16 protein-coding genes and 1 pseudogene are annotated in these 16,062 nt (G+C 40.0%); 10 read left to right on the top strand and 7 right to left on the bottom strand.

Going from position 1 to position 16,062, the window contains the following annotated elements; translation table 11 throughout:
- The first annotated feature begins 83 nt into the window (after window positions 1-83).
- Complete coding sequence (locus SK086_RS06270) at window positions 84-536, top strand: Lrp/AsnC family transcriptional regulator (protein WP_290872073.1); 453 nt, start codon at window positions 84-86, stop codon at window positions 534-536.
- Window positions 537-636: 100 nt separating this feature from the next.
- Window positions 637-2,040 carry a dihydrolipoyl dehydrogenase gene (gene lpdA / locus SK086_RS06265; protein ID WP_324690976.1) on the top strand — a complete coding sequence of 468 codons (1,404 nt, stop codon included), beginning with the start codon at window positions 637-639 and terminating at the stop codon, window positions 2,038-2,040.
- An 82-nt stretch (window positions 2,041-2,122) separates the two neighbouring features.
- On the opposite strand, the gene SK086_RS06260 is transcribed toward lpdA, so the two are convergent.
- The 4 genes from SK086_RS06260 to SK086_RS06245 form a co-directional block, all read right to left on the bottom strand.
- Entirely contained in the window at window positions 2,123-2,542 is a 420-nt protein-coding gene (locus SK086_RS06260; RefSeq protein ID WP_324690502.1) for an arsenate reductase ArsC, read from the bottom strand.
- Window positions 2,543-2,593: 51 nt separating this feature from the next.
- Complete coding sequence (arsB, locus tag SK086_RS06255; protein ID WP_324690501.1) at window positions 2,594-3,634, bottom strand: ACR3 family arsenite efflux transporter; 1,041 nt, start codon at window positions 3,632-3,634, stop codon at window positions 2,594-2,596.
- Between the two features lie 19 nt (window positions 3,635-3,653).
- Window positions 3,654-4,130: a DUF6428 family protein gene (locus SK086_RS06250; protein WP_324690499.1), complete on the bottom strand. Its 477-nt coding sequence runs from the start codon at window positions 4,128-4,130 to the stop codon at window positions 3,654-3,656.
- A 372-nt stretch (window positions 4,131-4,502) separates the two neighbouring features.
- Window positions 4,503-4,826: an ArsR/SmtB family transcription factor gene (locus tag SK086_RS06245; RefSeq protein WP_290872086.1), complete on the bottom strand. Its 324-nt coding sequence runs from the start codon at window positions 4,824-4,826 to the stop codon at window positions 4,503-4,505.
- 170 nt (window positions 4,827-4,996) lie between these two features.
- On the opposite strand from SK086_RS06245, the gene tpx reads away from it, so the two are divergent.
- The 6 genes and pseudogenes from tpx (at window position 4,997) to ribB (ending at window position 12,051) form a co-directional block, all read left to right on the top strand.
- Window positions 4,997-5,494, top strand: coding sequence for a thiol peroxidase (gene tpx / locus SK086_RS06240; protein WP_324690498.1), 498 nt, complete (start codon window positions 4,997-4,999; stop codon window positions 5,492-5,494).
- Window position 5,495: 1 nt separating this feature from the next.
- Window positions 5,496-5,870: a diacylglycerol kinase gene (locus SK086_RS06235; protein WP_324690497.1), complete on the top strand. Its 375-nt coding sequence runs from the start codon at window positions 5,496-5,498 to the stop codon at window positions 5,868-5,870.
- A gap of 44 nt (window positions 5,871-5,914) precedes the next feature.
- Window positions 5,915-8,401 carry a DNA translocase FtsK gene (locus tag SK086_RS06230; protein ID WP_324690496.1) on the top strand — a complete coding sequence of 829 codons (2,487 nt, stop codon included), beginning with the start codon at window positions 5,915-5,917 and terminating at the stop codon, window positions 8,399-8,401.
- 1 nt (window position 8,402) lies between these two features.
- Window positions 8,403-9,044, top strand: a complete 642-nt coding sequence (locus SK086_RS06225; protein WP_324690495.1) for a LolA family protein — start codon at window positions 8,403-8,405, stop codon at window positions 9,042-9,044.
- Window positions 9,045-9,050: 6 nt separating this feature from the next.
- Window positions 9,051-10,457: pseudogene (locus tag SK086_RS06220) on the top strand (LptF/LptG family permease); the annotation flags it as partial.
- Between the two features lie 457 nt (window positions 10,458-10,914).
- Window positions 10,915-12,051 carry a 3,4-dihydroxy-2-butanone-4-phosphate synthase gene (gene ribB / locus SK086_RS06215; RefSeq protein ID WP_324690494.1) on the top strand — a complete coding sequence of 379 codons (1,137 nt, stop codon included), beginning with the start codon at window positions 10,915-10,917 and terminating at the stop codon, window positions 12,049-12,051.
- Window positions 12,052-12,210: 159 nt separating this feature from the next.
- On the opposite strand, the gene uraH is transcribed toward ribB, so the two are convergent.
- The 3 genes from uraH to SK086_RS06200 all read right to left on the bottom strand — a co-directional run bounded on the left by uraH (window position 12,211) and on the right by SK086_RS06200 (window position 13,780).
- Window positions 12,211-12,618 (bottom strand): hydroxyisourate hydrolase, encoded by a 408-nt coding sequence (uraH, locus tag SK086_RS06210; protein ID WP_324690493.1) that lies wholly within the window; start codon window positions 12,616-12,618, stop codon window positions 12,211-12,213.
- A gap of 18 nt (window positions 12,619-12,636) precedes the next feature.
- Window positions 12,637-13,146, bottom strand: coding sequence for a GlcG/HbpS family heme-binding protein (locus SK086_RS06205; protein WP_324690492.1), 510 nt, complete (start codon window positions 13,144-13,146; stop codon window positions 12,637-12,639).
- Between the two features lie 64 nt (window positions 13,147-13,210).
- A complete protein-coding gene (locus SK086_RS06200; protein ID WP_324690491.1) occupies window positions 13,211-13,780 on the bottom strand; it encodes a Crp/Fnr family transcriptional regulator in 570 nt (189 codons plus the stop codon).
- A gap of 1,121 nt (window positions 13,781-14,901) precedes the next feature.
- On the opposite strand from SK086_RS06200, the gene SK086_RS06195 reads away from it, so the two are divergent.
- Together SK086_RS06195 and SK086_RS06190 are read left to right on the top strand one after the other, a co-directional pair.
- Window positions 14,902-15,660 (top strand): hypothetical protein, encoded by a 759-nt coding sequence (locus tag SK086_RS06195; protein ID WP_324690490.1) that lies wholly within the window; start codon window positions 14,902-14,904, stop codon window positions 15,658-15,660.
- The gene (locus SK086_RS06190; protein WP_324690489.1) at window positions 15,660-16,061 is read left to right on the top strand and encodes a DUF5675 family protein; all 402 of its coding nucleotides are present in this window, start codon (window positions 15,660-15,662) and stop codon (window positions 16,059-16,061) included. The genes SK086_RS06195 and SK086_RS06190 overlap by 1 nt, the downstream gene beginning before the upstream one ends.
- Window position 16,062: the final 1 nt, after the last annotated feature.

The raw sequence follows: 16,062 nt of genomic DNA, 5'->3' as shown, positions 1-16,062 counted from the left end.
TTTTAGATTTACATCTATAAATAGGCTTCATTAGTTTTTAAAACTATTAAAACCTACAACTCATAACCTAGAACCTACAACTTATGGATTCCACCGACAAAAAACTCCTAGCCCTACTCCAACAAGACACCAAAAAAACCACCAAAGAGCTTTCGGTAAAACTCAATCTTTCGGTCACAGCGGTGTATGAACGCATCAAAAAATTGGAGCGAGAAGGGATTATCGATAAGTATGTAGCCTTATTGAATCGGACTAAAATCGACAAAAGCTTTGTGGTATTTTGTCACATCAAACTCATCCAACACACCAAAGAATTCTTAACTACTTTTGAACACCAAGTGGTAAAACTGGAAGAAGTGTTAGAGTGTTTCCACGTGAGCGGTGATTACGATTACATTCTAAAAATCTGTGTCAAAGATATGGAAGCGTACCGCGAGTTTATGGTCACTAAACTCACAACGCTGCAACACATCGGCAGTACACACAGTACTTTTATGATAGGCGAAGTCAAAAATACTACTGCGTTTACCTTATAAAATAAGCTATAGCTTTTAAGCAAATTATTTCGCTTTTTAGTAAAATAAAAACTGTAATTTTGTGACACAAAAATTAAAACACACTAATTTCTATACTATCATGAGTGCATTTGACGTTGTCATCATAGGTTCAGGTCCGGGCGGTTACGTTTCGGCTATTCGTTGTGCCCAATTGGGTTTCAAAACCGCTATCATTGAAAAATACAATACTTTAGGAGGTACTTGTTTAAATGTAGGTTGTATTCCATCCAAAGCGCTTTTAGCATCTTCGCATCATTATGAAGAATTGCAACACTTTGCCGATCACGGTATCGAAGTATCCGGAAAAGTAAAAGTGAACTTGGAAAAAATGATTGCCCGCAAACAAGCGGTAGTCGACCAAACCAGTGGCGGCGTGAAGTTCTTAATGGACAAAAACAAAGTAACCGTTTTTGAAGGATTGGGTTCTTTTGAAGATGCTACTCACGTAAAAATTACCAAAGCCGACGGTTCCTCTGAAGTAATCGAAGGGAAAAATATCATCATAGCAACCGGTTCTAAACCATCTTCTTTACCGTTCATTAAAATCGATAAAGAACGCATCATCACTTCTACCGAAGCCTTGAAATTACCGGAAGTTCCAAAACACTTAATCATCATTGGTGGTGGCGTTATCGGTATCGAATTAGGACAAGTGTATTTGCGATTGGGCGCTCAAGTATCAGTGATTGAATACTTAGACCGAATCATTCCGGGTATGGATGGCGGTTTGTCGAAAGAGTTGACCAAAGTCTTGAAAAAACAAGGCATGAAATTCTACACTTCTCACAAAGTCAAAGAAGTGACTCGCAAAGGCAAAAATGTAACCGTTTTAGCCGATGACGCTAAAGGCAACACCATCACTTTCGACGGTGATTACTGTTTGGTAGCTGTGGGTCGTCGACCTTACACCGACGGTTTAGCAGCCGACAAAGCCGGTGTTAAAGTAACCGAAAGAGGTATGGTGGAAGTGAATGACCACTTGCAAACTAACGTACCGAACATTTACGCGATTGGCGATGTAGTGCGCGGTGCCATGTTAGCCCACAAAGCCGAAGAAGAAGGGGTAATGGTAGCCGAAATTTTAGCGGGTCAAAAACCACATATCGATTACAACTTGATTCCGGGTGTAGTATATACTTGGCCGGAAGTAGCGGCTGTAGGGAAAACCGAAGAGCAATTAAAAGCCGACGGTGTAAACTATAAAGCCGGAAGTTTCCCATTCAAAGCCTTAGGAAGAGCTCGTGCCGGTGGCGATATTGACGGTTTCGTTAAAATTTTAGCCGATGCCAAAACCGATGAAGTATTGGGCGTTCACATGATTGGTGCTCGTTGCGCCGATTTGATTGCCGAAGCGGTAACCGCTATGGAATTCCGTGCTTCTGCTGAAGATATTTCAAGAATGTCTCACGCGCATCCTACTTTTGCCGAAGCAGTAAAAGAAGCCGCTTTAGCCGCCACGGATAATAGAGCGTTGCACGTATAATCAGATTATTAGATTATTAGATTATTAGATCGTTAGATTATTAGACAATACAAACGTCCCGATGATATCGGGACGTTTGTATTTACAAATGATTGGTTACAACAAAGTCATTACAATACGCTTTAATCATTTCCCTTACCTTTCGGAATTCTTCAATCACTTCAGCAGTTGAACCTTTAACTTTGCTGGGATCGGGAAAATTGTGGTGCAACTTTACGGCTTGTGTCGGGAAGAACGGACAGCGCTCGTTGGCATTATCACAAACGGTTATCACATAATCAAAAGGAATGTCGAAATACTCTTCTACATTATTCGAAGTATGTTTGGAAACATCAATACCATCTTCCTGCATAATAGCTACAGCTAAGGCATTAACGCCGTGCGTTTCAACACCGGCCGAGTAAACCGTAACTTGCTCAGGATTGGTAAAGTGCGACAAATAGCCGTGCGCCATCTGACTGCGACAGCTGTTACCTGTACAAAGGACTAAAATGTTTTTCATGGTTCAATTCGTTTAAATCTGTAAAAATAAAATCTGGTTTAGTTTAAAAATTCAGGGATTTGGAGTGAAATATTTCTTCCTCAACCAAAAGGCTACATTCACCAATATAATCAGTGCCGGTACTTCTACCAAAGGACCAATGACACCGGCAAAAGCTTGTCCGCTGTTAATCCCGAAAACACCTATCGAAACCGCAATGGCTAACTCGAAATTATTCCCCGAAGCCGTAAATGATAAGGCTGTTGCATCACGATAATTCGCCCCAATCTTCATCGATACAAAAAACATCAGGAAGAACATAATGGCAAAGAATATCACTAATGGAATAGCGATTCGAACTACATCCATCGGTAAATCGACTATCATTTCGCCTTTTAAACTGAACATGATTATGATAGTGAATAATAATGCTACCAACGTAATCGGTGAAACGAAAGGAAGGAACTTTTGGTTAAACCATTTGTCACCGATAAACTTTTTAATCGCATACCGACTTACAACCGCCAAAGCAAAAGGAATACCTAAGTAAATCCCAACGGTTTTAGCAATTTCGGTTACTGTGATGTTCAATTCTAATCCTTTGATACCAAATAACGGCAACATTATTTCTAAATAAAAATAGGCATACAAACTGAAGAAAAACACTTGCAGCAAACTATTGATTCCAATCAAACCGGCGGTTAATTCGCGGTTGCCTTCAGCCAATTCGTTCCACACTATCACCATAGCGATACAGGGTGCAATGCCTATGATGATTAAACCGGTCATGTATTCGGGATAAGCTCTCAGAAAAAAAGTGGCCAGTAAAAACATCAAAAACGGACCAACAATCCAAGTAATGATAAAGGATGCGGTTAGTAATTTAGGCTGTTTGAACATCTGCGGCACTTTCGAAAAATCGATTTTCGTCAGTGGCGGATACATCATCAAAATCAAACCTATCGCCAAAGGTACATTAGTAGTACCGGAGGAAAATGAGTTGATAAAATCGGCTGTATTCGGAACAAAATAACCAAGACCAACGCCCAGTAACATGGCTAAAAATATCCACAAGGTTAAAAATCGGTCTAAAAACCCTAATCTTTTTTTCATCTTTAAAATTTAATTACCATTAACAACAACCCGAATCGGACGCACAACAACTCGTTGCTTTAGGCTTCCACTCGCCTATTTTGGCCTTTAATTTTTCGGGCGGAATGCCACAATGGTCTTTAGCCAAACAATCGGTTTGTTTGGAAGTCAACAAAAAAAGTGTCCCGTCAAAAGCCAAACTGAACTTCCCGATCGTATCTTTCATTTGGTATTCGACTTCAATTTCGGCATCAGGCAATCCCAATACTTTTTCGGATAATTCTATAATATGAACCAACTTTTCGGGATGCAAACGATGGTCATAGTCGTTGGCTTCCCACAATTGAAAATTCACCACTTCTTCTTGGCGAACCGTTCCGCCGCAATCAATAAAGTGTTTGGTGACTTTGCCCACTTCGGTCACATGAAAATGACTCGGCACCAATTCACCATTCGGCAATTGGAAAGCTATAGTGTTTAGCTTTTGTAATTCGTTTTTAATTTCGGATAATTTCATTGTTAGACTACTTAGATTGTTAGACTGCTTAGATTGTTAGACTGCTTAGATTGTTAGACTGCTTAGATTGTTAGACTGCTTAGATTGTTAGACTGCTTAGATTGTTAGACTACTTAGATTGTTAGACTATTTAGATTGTTAGACTATTTAGATTGTTAGACTACTTAGATTGTTAGACTACTTAGATTGTTAGACTATTTAGATAGTTAGACTGCTTAGATTGTTAGACTACTTAGATTGCTAGAAAAATACTTTTCCCTTATCCCTTTTCCCTTATCCCTTTTCCCTTATCCCTTTTCCCTTATCCCTTTTCCCTTTTCCCTTATCCCTTATTTGTCACCCTGAGCGCAGTCGAAGGGCTTTCTCTCAAACTCAACAACACTTATTTTTCAACTTTTGGCGAATCGTCCCGAAGTGACTCTCAATTTTTTCCATCGTATCAGGATTGATGCAATAGCAAATGGCAGTGCCTTCAATAGTACCTTTGATGATGTTGGCGTTTTTCAATTCTTTCAAATGCTGTGAAATGGTAGGTTGCGCCAATGGTAATTCGTTTACTATATCACCGCAAATACAACTATCTACCTTTAAAAGATAATCCACAATGGCAATTCGCGCCGGATGTGACAAGGCTTTGAATAAGCTTGCCATTTCATTTTGTTCCGGAGAAAAGGATTCTGTTTTTGATGCACCCATGATTCCTATCAATTATTATATTGCAATATTACGATAAAACAATAATACAAACCAAAATATTTCTATTATTTTTATACCGCCAATCTTATTTGACAATTTACAATTCATCATTTGCCATTCGCAATTCACAATATTTTCACTACTTTTGGCAATCAAAAAAATTATACAAAATGGCTACAATAACTTTAGGAGGAAATCCAATTCACACCAACGGTGACTTACCGAAAAACGGCACTAAAGCACCCGATTTTCAATTGCTTAAAACTGATTTAGGAACAGCTACGCTGGCTGATTTTGCCGGAAGTAAAGTAGTTTTAAACATCTTCCCTAGTATAGATACCGGTACTTGTGCAGCTTCTGTTAGAGCATTCAATGCCAAAGCGAGTACTTTAGAAAACACCAAAGTATTGTGTATTTCCAGAGATTTGCCTTTTGCCCAAAAACGTTTTTGCGGTGCTGAAGGCTTAGACAATGTGATTAATTTATCCGATTTCAACACCGGTGCTTTCGGAAAAAACTATGGTTTGGAAATCACCGATGGTCCTTTAGCCGGCTTACACTCTCGTGTGGTAATTGTTTTGGATGAAAACGGGACTATCGTTCATGCCGAACAAGTAGCGGAAATTGCCGATGAACCTAACTACGATGCAGCCCTAGCGGCTTTATAATATGGGATTCGAAAAAGATACTACTTTTTTCAGCGGCCGACTCAAAAGTGTCGGCTTTGCTGTTAAAGGTGCCCTCAAACTCATCACTACCGAACACAGTGTCATGGTGCAATCGTCGTTAGCGGTGCTGATGACTGTGGCCGGATTTTATTTCAAAATCGACCGTTACGAGTGGATGATGCAAATCCTCGCATTCGGACTCGTTTTAGGCGTTGAAAGCTTGAATACCGCAGTAGAAAAAATAGCCGATTTTGTCCATCCGGAATACCATGAAAGAATTGGTTTCATCAAAGACATTGCAGCCGGTGCAGTAATGTTTGCTGCCTTGGCAGCTATGGCTATTGGCTTGCTTATTTATGTGCCTAAATTTGGCTAAACCTCCGAATAAATTTCTATTTTTATAGCTTCATACTATAATTCATGGCAAAAACAGTAAAAAAAGAACCCAAAGAAAAAGATCCTAACCAGGAACTGAAAATATTGAAAACTAAAAAGCAGTACCGAATGCTCTTCGGTTTTGTATTGGTGCTCACTTCGATAGCTTTTTTAGTTTCTTTTATTTCTTTCTTTTTACACGGTCAAGCCGATCAAAGCTCGGTAGATGCCTTAACCGATCGCAGTGAAAGTGCTCAGAACTGGTTGGGCAAATTTGGCGCCTATATAGCCGATTTATTCATTTACCGTGGTTTTGGTGTAGCAGCTTTTTTATTGGTAAAATTACTGTTTTTAAGTGGTGCCTTCCTTATTTTAGACTTGCCGATACGCAAGTTAAAAAACACTTGGTTTTGGGATTTATTCGCCTTGATTATCGTGTCGATTTTGTTTGGCTTCTTTGCCGATAACCTACCGGAACTGGGCGGAACCGTAGGCTATGAAATGAATTTGTTCCTGCAAGACTACATTGGTAAAACCGGAACAGTCTTAGTCTTAGTGTTTTCGATTATTGTATACATGATTTTTAAAATCAAAGTTTCTCCCGATGCTATCAAATCTTTTTTCGAGAAAAAACACAAAGAAATCAAAGAAGACATCAGCAGCATTATCCCGGAAAATAAAAGTACCGATTACAACTTAGAGGAATACGCCGTAACCGATAACAACGAGCGTGAAGTTATGACCATCGAAGAAGAACCTATACCGGAACCGGTGTTAAAAACCTCTTCGTTTGAAATTAACAAAGAAGCGCTCAAACCTACCATCGAGCACGCTTCAGAAATTAGTTTAGAGCCAACCATCAAACCGGTTACGCCTACTTTACAAACAGCCCCTATCGTTTCAGAACCGATAAAAGAAATCATCGAAACCAACGATGAAGCCTTTGTAATTGAAAAAGCAGCGGATGAAGATGTAATGGAAGAAAATCTGGCAGCCAAACTGGTAGCCGATTTTGGTTTGTTTGACCCAACCCTAGAATTATCAAACTACAAATTCCCAACGATTGATTTGCTGAAAGAATACACTTCGGTAGGCATTACCATCAATCAGGAGGAATTAGAAGAAAATAAAAACCGTATTGTAGAAACCCTGCGCAACTACAAAATCGACATCGCCCAAATCAAAGCGACCGTCGGACCATCGGTGACTTTATACGAAATTGTACCCGAAGCCGGTATTCGTATCTCTAAAATCAAAAGTTTAGAGGACGATATAGCACTATCGCTTTCCGCTCTCGGAATTCGTATCATCGCGCCTATTCCGGGCAAAGGAACCATCGGTATTGAGGTGCCGAACAAAAACCCGACGATGGTGCCGATGAAAACGGTAATCGCTTCAGCCAAATTCCAAGAAGCCGAAATGGAATTGCCGATTGCCTTGGGAAAAACCATCTCCAACGAAACTTTTGTAGTCGATTTGGCTAAAATGCCGCACTTATTGATGGCCGGAGCTACCGGACAAGGTAAATCGGTAGGATTGAATGCGGTATTAACATCGTTATTATACAAAAAACACCCGGCGGAAGTCAAATTTGTATTGGTTGACCCTAAGAAAGTTGAGCTGACTCTCTTCAACAAAATAGAGCGTCACTACTTGGCCAAATTGCCCGATGTAGAAGATGCCATCATCACCGACAACACCAAAGTAATCAATACCCTGAACTCGCTTTGTGTGGAAATGGACAACCGTTATTCGTTGTTGAAAGACGCCATGGTACGCAACATCAAAGAATACAACGAAAAATTCAAATCGCGTAAATTAAATCCGGAAAACGGCCACCGTTTCTTACCCTATATTGTTTTGGTAGTAGACGAGTTTGCCGATTTGATCATGACCGCCGGTAAAGAAGTGGAAACGCCTATCGCCCGTTTGGCGCAGTTGGCCCGTGCTATTGGTATTCACTTGATTATTGCTACCCAACGTCCGTCGGTAAACGTAATAACGGGGATTATCAAAGCGAATTTCCCGGCCCGTATTGCCTTCAGAGTAACCTCGAAAATCGACTCCAGAACCATTTTAGATTCGCAAGGTGCCGACCAGTTGATTGGACGCGGTGACTTATTATATTCTAACGGAAACGACTTGGTGCGGGTGCAATGTGCCTTTGTCGATACGCCGGAAGTAGAAAAAATTGTGGATTATATCGGCTCGCAAAAAGCCTACGCCAGCGCCTATCTCCTACCCGAATACGTGGGCGAAGAAGGCAGCAGCGTGAATTTGGAGTTCGACATTTCGGAACGCGACAGCATGTTTAGAGAAGCCGCTGAAATTATTGTAACAGCACAGCAAGGTTCGGCATCATTATTGCAAAGAAAGCTGAAACTGGGCTACAACCGCGCCGGACGATTGATTGACCAATTGGAAGCCGCCGGGATTGTAGGACCGTTTGAAGGAAGCAAAGCACGTAGTGTGAACATAACCGACTTGGCTTCGCTTGAACAATTTTTTATCAATGAACAAAACAATTCTTAAAATGAACAAGTTCCTATCTATGGCATTATTGCTATTTACAGTTGTAACAGCCAATGCACAGGATAAAAAAGCCAAAGATTTGCTGGATCAAGTCACGGCTAAAGTCAAAACCTACCAAAACATTGCCATCGATTTTAAATACACGCTAACCAACGCTAAGGAAAACATCAACAAAGAAAGCAAAGGCAATTTGTTGTTGGAAGGCAATAAATATGTGTTGAACTTTTTGGGCGTCACCAAAATATTCGACGGTAAAAAAAGCTATACCATAGTACCGGAAGATGAAGAAATTACCATTTCGAGTGTGAATGAAAAAGACGAAAACACGGTAACACCGGCCAAAATGTTGACGTTCTTCAACAACGGCTACAAATACTACTGGGATATTTTACAAGATGTGAAAGGCCGCAAAATTCAATACATCAAATTGGTACCCACCAACCCAAAAGACCCGCGCAAAGAGGTTTTTTTAGGGATAGATTCGCAAACCAAAAACATCTACAACGTGATTGAAATGGGCAAAAACGGTTCAAAAACTACTTTGACTGTTAATTCTTTTAAAACCAATCAGCCTTTATCGAAAAATCAGTTTACCTTTGCGGCGAGTAAATATCCAAATTACTACATCAATAAAATAGACTAAGCTCGGGTGAAAATACTTGACCGCTACTTATTAAAATCATTCCTGATTACATTTACCACGGTATTTGTAATCTTGTTTTTTATATTCGTTTTACAAGTAGTTTGGCTCTTCATTTCAGAATTGGCCGGAAAGGACTTAGATATCGTAATGATTTTAAAGTTCTTACTGTTCAAAATGCCGAGTATCATTCCGCTGGTGTTACCACTTTCGGTATTGTTAGCTTCTATCATGACCTTTGGTAGCTTGGCCGAAAACTATGAGTTTGCCGCCATGAAATCGTCGGGCATTTCCCTACAACGCGCCATGCGCAGCTTAACGGTGTTCATTTTTTTATTAAGCATAGTGGCTTTCTTCTTTGCCAACAACGTGATTCCTTACGCCGAATACAAGTTCATCAACTTCCGCCGAAACATCGCCCAAGTAAAACCCGCCATGGCCATAGCCGAAGGACAATTTAGCGATGTTGGTGCCTACAGTATTAAGGTCGAAAAAAAATCGGGTGACAATGGCAGATTCTTAAGTGGGGTTACCATTCACAAAAAAGCCGCAGTAGGTGCCGGAAGTAATACCGTAATCAAAGCCAAAAAAGGAGAACTCATCAGCAGCGAAGATTCTAACACCTTGCAACTGGTTCTAAAAGACGGAAACTACTACGAAGACATCACCCCGAAAAAATTTGAAGACCGCAACAAAATGCCGTTTGCCAAAAGTACGTTTCAGCGTTATGTCATTAACATCGACCTTTCAAAACTAAACAATACCAATGTAAACGAGGAAAGCATTACCAATACCAATACCATGCTTAACGTGAGTGAATTGTCGTTTACCATCGACTCACTCCAAAAAAATTTCAACAAAGAAGTAAAGTCGTATGCCGATAATATCAATCAGCGCGTGGTAATGCAAACCTTAGACCCTCGTTTCAATACAGAACAGTCTCTGACTAAAACTACCATTTTAGACAACTTCAACAATTCTGATAGAATGCGCATTTTGCGTGTGGCTGCCGGAACTGTGGATGGCATTACCTTTACCTTGGAAACCACCACTTATGAAATTGACAGCCGTATCAAAAACATCAACCAGCATTGGATTGCACTATACGACAAGTTTGTTATAGCCTACGCTTGTTTGCTGATGTTCTTCATTGGCGCGCCTTTAGGAGCTATCATCCGCAAAGGTGGTTTGGGCTTGCCTATCGTATTTGCCATTTTAATTTTTATCATCTTCCACTTCATCAATACGTTTGGTAAAAAAGTAGCCCAACAAGGCGAATTGTCTCCTTTCTTGGGTTGCTGGATGTCGGCTTTTGTGTTAACGCCTTTTGCCATTTTGCTGACCAAAAGAGCTACTGATGATAAAGGCTTTAGCTTGAATTTTGATTGGTTGTCCAACTTCTTCAACAAAATATTTCCGGATAAAACCCAACCCGAACCGGTATTGCCTTCGGTTACACCTGAATTGGCTATTGCAACCGATGAAATTCATAACTATCTAAACACCTTATCCGATAACCCTAACGCCACACCGGAACTACCGGAAGGCAAAGTGATAGAAACCATAGAATATAAAGCCTCTACTTACCAACTGTACAGTTTAATGGCATTAGCATCGAACATCATCTTATTGGTGTTGTTCTTTTTTGAAATGATCAATACACCGCTTTTAATAAGCGTCGCTGGTGCCCTGGGCCTACTACTTTTATGGGGCAGTTTCAAATCGCACCAAAGCTTATCCAAACTTGGAAAAATGACACAAAACAACTACGACATACCACTAATTGTTTTACTACTGGCAGGGTTTCCGTTCTACTTCTTGTTTTACGGTTATAACAGCCTTTGGATAAAACAACACAACAACTAACACTACCATGGACCACAACACCAAAATACAACTCAATACTATAGAAGAAGCCATAGAAGACATCCGCCAAGGCAAAGTAATTATCGTGGTAGATGATGAAGACCGTGAAAACGAAGGCGATTTTTTGGCTGCTGCCGAAAAAGTAACACCGGAAATGATCAACTTTATGGCTACCCACGGTCGTGGTTTGATTTGTGCACCGCTCACCGAGAAACGTTGCAACGAATTGGAATTGCATTCGATGGTAAAAAACAACACCGATCATATGGAAACGGCTTTTACCGTATCGGTGGATTTAAAAGGTCATGGCGTAACTACCGGTATCTCGGCAGCCGACAGGGCTAAAACCATCTTAGCTTTGGTTAACGACGAAACGAAACCGCACGATTTAGCGCGTCCCGGACATATTTTCCCCTTAACGGCCAAACAAGGCGGTGTATTGAGAAGAACCGGCCATACTGAAGCCGCTATCGATTTTGCGCGTTTGGCTGGTTTTAAACCCGCTGGAGTGATAGTCGAAATCATGAACGAAGATGGCACTATGGCACGCTTACCACAATTGGTGGAAGTGGCTAAAAAATTCGACTTAAAACTGGTTTCCATAGAAGACTTGGTGGCCTACCGTATGCAACACGACAGTCTGATTGACAAAAAAGAAGACTTTGAGATGAAAACCCGCTTTGGGTCGTTCCGCCTCCGAGCCTACTGGCAAAACACCAATAAGCAAGTGCACCTGGCCTTAACCAAAGGCAGCTGGAGTGCCGGAGAGCCTATTTTAACGCGCATCATTTCTACCCAATCGAATAACGATATCCTGAATTCGCTTACCGACAGCATGGATAAAAAACTGGACGAAGTATTCAACCTCATCAACCGCGAGGAAAAAGGTGCTGTGGTGTTTATCAACAGTGAGCGCGACTCTAGCGATTTACTCAACAGACTATCGGAACTGAAAACCATGCAAACACAAGGTAACCTTAAAGCACCGCAAATTAAAATGGATGCCAAAGACTTTGGCATAGGCGCTCAAATCCTACACGATATAGACGTGTCCAAAATCCGCTTAATCTCGAACACCCAACAAACCAAACGCGTAGGGATGATTGGATACGGATTGGAGATTACGGAGTATGTGGGGTATTAGGAAAGTACGAAGTGAGAAGTATATAAACCGATTGGGAGACCCGTCGGTTTTTTTAATAGTAACAATATTTACTTTTAAATCTTGTACCACCACGAAGCCGATAACCCAAAAAGGCCGTAATTCTAATTTTACAGCCTTTTGTACAAAATAATACCGAATTTAATTCCCTCTATAAGTGGAATAGCCATAAGCGGAGAGTGTTATGGGAACGTGATAGTGACTATAATCTGAAATCTCGAACACCACTTCAATAAAAGGATAAAAACTCGCTGTATTTTGCTTTTCAAAATAAGGCTTAGTAAAGTAGGTTAATTTATAAATCCCCAAATTAGCGTCAGACTTTTTCAAAAAATCAGTGATTCTCCCATTAGCATCGGTTACTTTTTGCTCAACAGTATACCATGAGTTTGTTTTTTCATTCCTTTTCTCAAGTCGAATGGTTACACCAACGGCGGGTGTCCCTTTGCTAACATCGAGTATGTGACTTGATAATTGGTAATCGGTCGTTTGTGCCACTGCATTTTTAGACCAAAAGGCAAAAATTAGCACTGCAATAATCTTTTTCATAATGGTTATTTTTTTTTTTTAATTATTTAAAATGGTGATGATTTGCGTTGTCAATACATGATCTTGCTCCGGACCGCCACCGCCGGCAACACCAATACTCCCCAAAACCATGTTATCCTTTATAATGGGGATACCGCCTCCCAATAATAGTAATTCCGGTATCGTATTTAAATTGACCTTATCAGCATGGGCTGCAGCATTTCTGGACAGTATCAATGTTGGTGTTTTAGTAGATAAAGCGGTAAAGGCCTTTCTTTGGGCTGCCAAGGCATTGTGTGGTCCTACACCGTCAGCTACACTAAGCAATATCAAGTTCCCGGCGGAATTCAAAACAGCCAGCGCTATCTTTTTTTGGGATATCGCAGACAACTCATTGGCTTTAAGCATCAATGCTATAGCGCCTTCCTGTGTTACACTACTGGTAGTATTCCAATAATTGGAATGCGTTGGAAAATGATTTTTACCCGTTTCACTTTGTGCCAACAGCACAGTTGTAAAACTTAAAAAAACGAAGCTAATCTTTTTCATCTCTTTTTTTCAGCAAAGTTACTGCGAGAGGTAAACGTAGCTGTTGACCTAGGTCAACGTTTTTTCATAATTTAGACTTAATCCTACTCAAGGTAGAAGGCGAAATCCCCAAGTAGGAAGCCACTATTTTATTAGAAACCCGCAACAGTAGTTTTGGTTGATTTTGTATTATCCATCGCACTTTACTCAGAACATCGTATCCTTGAAAACCATAAATACGCTCTTGGGCCACTATAAAACCCATTTCTAAAATTTCCGTGTAAATAGCAGCAAATACCGGCTCAGTCCTTACCAACCGATAAAAATCTTCCCTTTTTATGCGCAACAATTCTGAGGGCTCTATAGTTTGCAAGTACTCCTTGGCCGGTTTCTGGTCAATAAAACTCGGCAAAGCCGTCACAAAGGTGTCTTCAAAAGCAAAATAACGAGACAGCTCTTGCCCATCGGGCGTTATAGTAAACAACCTAACAGCGCCCTTGTTCACAAAATAGTAATAACCGGCCACCTCATCGTAACTCAGTACTATTTGATTGCGCTTGGTTTTTAGGGACTCAAAGCAAGAACAAATAGTTTCCAAGGCATCAGACGAAACCGGTGCTTTGCTTAGCAAAAATTTTTGTAAGGATGTATACATGAGTCTTCAACTACTATATCCCTCAAATGTAAAGAAGATTTAAGCAATAATGGTTAAAAACAAAAAATGTATGGTGTGGGGTTACCAAGGGTAATCCGAACTTGTAATAGAAAATCGTAACGCCTTTTTAAAGGCGTTGGTATTTTGTTTTCAAAAAATAAGTGACTGAACAAGTTACCATCACTTATCAAAAGAAAGGGATTACCTAGGGTGATCCCAGTGGGAGAACCTTGCAAAGTAAAACCTTAACGCCTTTGAAAAGGCGTTGGTTTTTTGTTTCCAAAAAATTCTCACACGAGCAAAGCGACTGCCGAAGGAAATACAAGTAAACCAGTTAAGGGATTACCTAGGGTGATCCCAGTGGGAGAACCTTGCAAAGCAAAAACCTTAACGCCTTTGAAAAGGCGTTGGTTTTTTGTTTCCAAAAAACCCGAAACTCTCGTTTCGGGTTTTTCTTTGCGGAGAAAGAGGGATTTGTATTTCCTCTTTTATGCCTTTAATAATAAGGATTCAGCAATACTAAATTCTAGGGTCTCGATTTTAAACCTCAAAAAATCAAACTTTTTTTGACAAATCTTAATAATCAAATATACAAAATAAATTATAGATAGAAGTTTAATAAGTGAATTAGTATTGATAATTAATCAATAATTAACTCTAGAACTTTTTCAAAATTAAGCCCTGTATAAATGCAAAATTCTTCTATGCTCACAAACTCATTTTCGAGCTTATTGAGGTCATTTCTAATCTTGTTCAATAGTCTAAGACTTTGCCTGTAACTTTTGCCTGTAATACGCTGTATATCCTTTGGGTAGATACACAACCTCTTATTGTGTGATTTCATACTTTATCCATGCCTTTGATATGCCTTTGAGTAGGTTTAAAGTTAGAAATAATTCCTTTTGTTTTTAAGTAATCGTTTTTGGTGATTTGCAGCCGATTTTAGGTGACTTCTAAGTTTAATTATGTCATTTATTCCAATGGTTGACAGATTGTATTGTGTGATGTTTTAAATGGTTTATTTAAGTATAAACTTTGTTCTTGAATCAGTCGGAAAGTGTTGCAACAGGATTAAGATTGACAGAGTTTGAACATTAGTTATTAATTAAAATTTTGTAGTTATGGCCAGACAGAAAGGCATAATTAAGTTGAAAGGTACTATCGGGGATATTACCTTTTACAAAACCCAAGACGGACACTTGGCACGCGAAAAAGGGGGCATTGATGCCAGCAGAATCGCAAGCGATCCTGCGTTCCAGAGAACGCGCGAAAATGGTTCCGAATTTGGAAGAGCAGGAAAAGCCGGAAAGCTTTTAAGAACTGCTTTAAGACCGTTGCTTTTGAATTCTGCTGATAGCAGAATGGTGAGCAGACTTACCCAGGCAATGGTGAAAGTAATCCAAGCTGACACAGTTAGCGATAGAGGATTACGAAACGTTATTGATGGAGAAACTGAATTGTTATTCGGTTTTGAATTCAATATCAGGGGTAAATTAGGAACTAGTTTGTATGCTCCGTATGTTGGCGCTATTGACCGTGTTTCCGGTGAAATCACAGTTGATTTGGCCTCTTTTGTGCCTGCCAACATGTTAGCTGCTCCGAGTGGAACCACTCACTTTAAAATTATCTCTGCTGGTGCAGAAGTTGATTTTGAAGCTGAAACCTATGTAGTAGCAACTTCTGAGACAGCAATTTTGCCATGGGACGCAACTGCAACAGCAGCCATCAACCAAACCAATGCGGTTACTCCGGCGAGTACTAAACCCTTGTTTTTAGCTTTGGGTATTGAATTCTACCAAGAAATCAATGGTCAAATGTACCCATTGAAAAATGGTGCATTCAACCCTTTGGCGATTGTGAAAGTTGACAGTGGCGTGTAATGGTTCTTGTGTTGCATAGAACATATTTTCCGGAGGGAACGCAAGGGATTTTAGAATGGAACGGCGATTTGATTTGCTATACCATCGAGCTGCCCTGGTTGGATAACCAAAAGCGAATTTCTTGTGTTCCTGAAGGAGAATATATTTTACAGAAGCGTTTCAGTAAAAAATTTGGATGGCACTTGCATTTAGTGAATGTTCCGGGAAGAGATTACATCTTGATTCATCCCGCCAATGATGCCAAAAAAGAATTATTAGGTTGTATTGCTCCTGTTACTACGCACACCGGGATTGGAAAAGGAAATTATTCCAGAAAAGCATTTTCGAAAGTTAAGGATTTGGTTTATCCGGTTCTCTCCGATAATCAAGTTGTAAAAATTCTAATCACTACTAAATCATAAA

The sequence above is a fragment of the Flavobacterium cheonhonense genome (assembly GCF_035671315.1).
Classification (GTDB): domain Bacteria; phylum Bacteroidota; class Bacteroidia; order Flavobacteriales; family Flavobacteriaceae; genus Flavobacterium; species Flavobacterium cheonhonense.
This window is presented reverse-complemented; position numbering and strand designations above follow the sequence as displayed.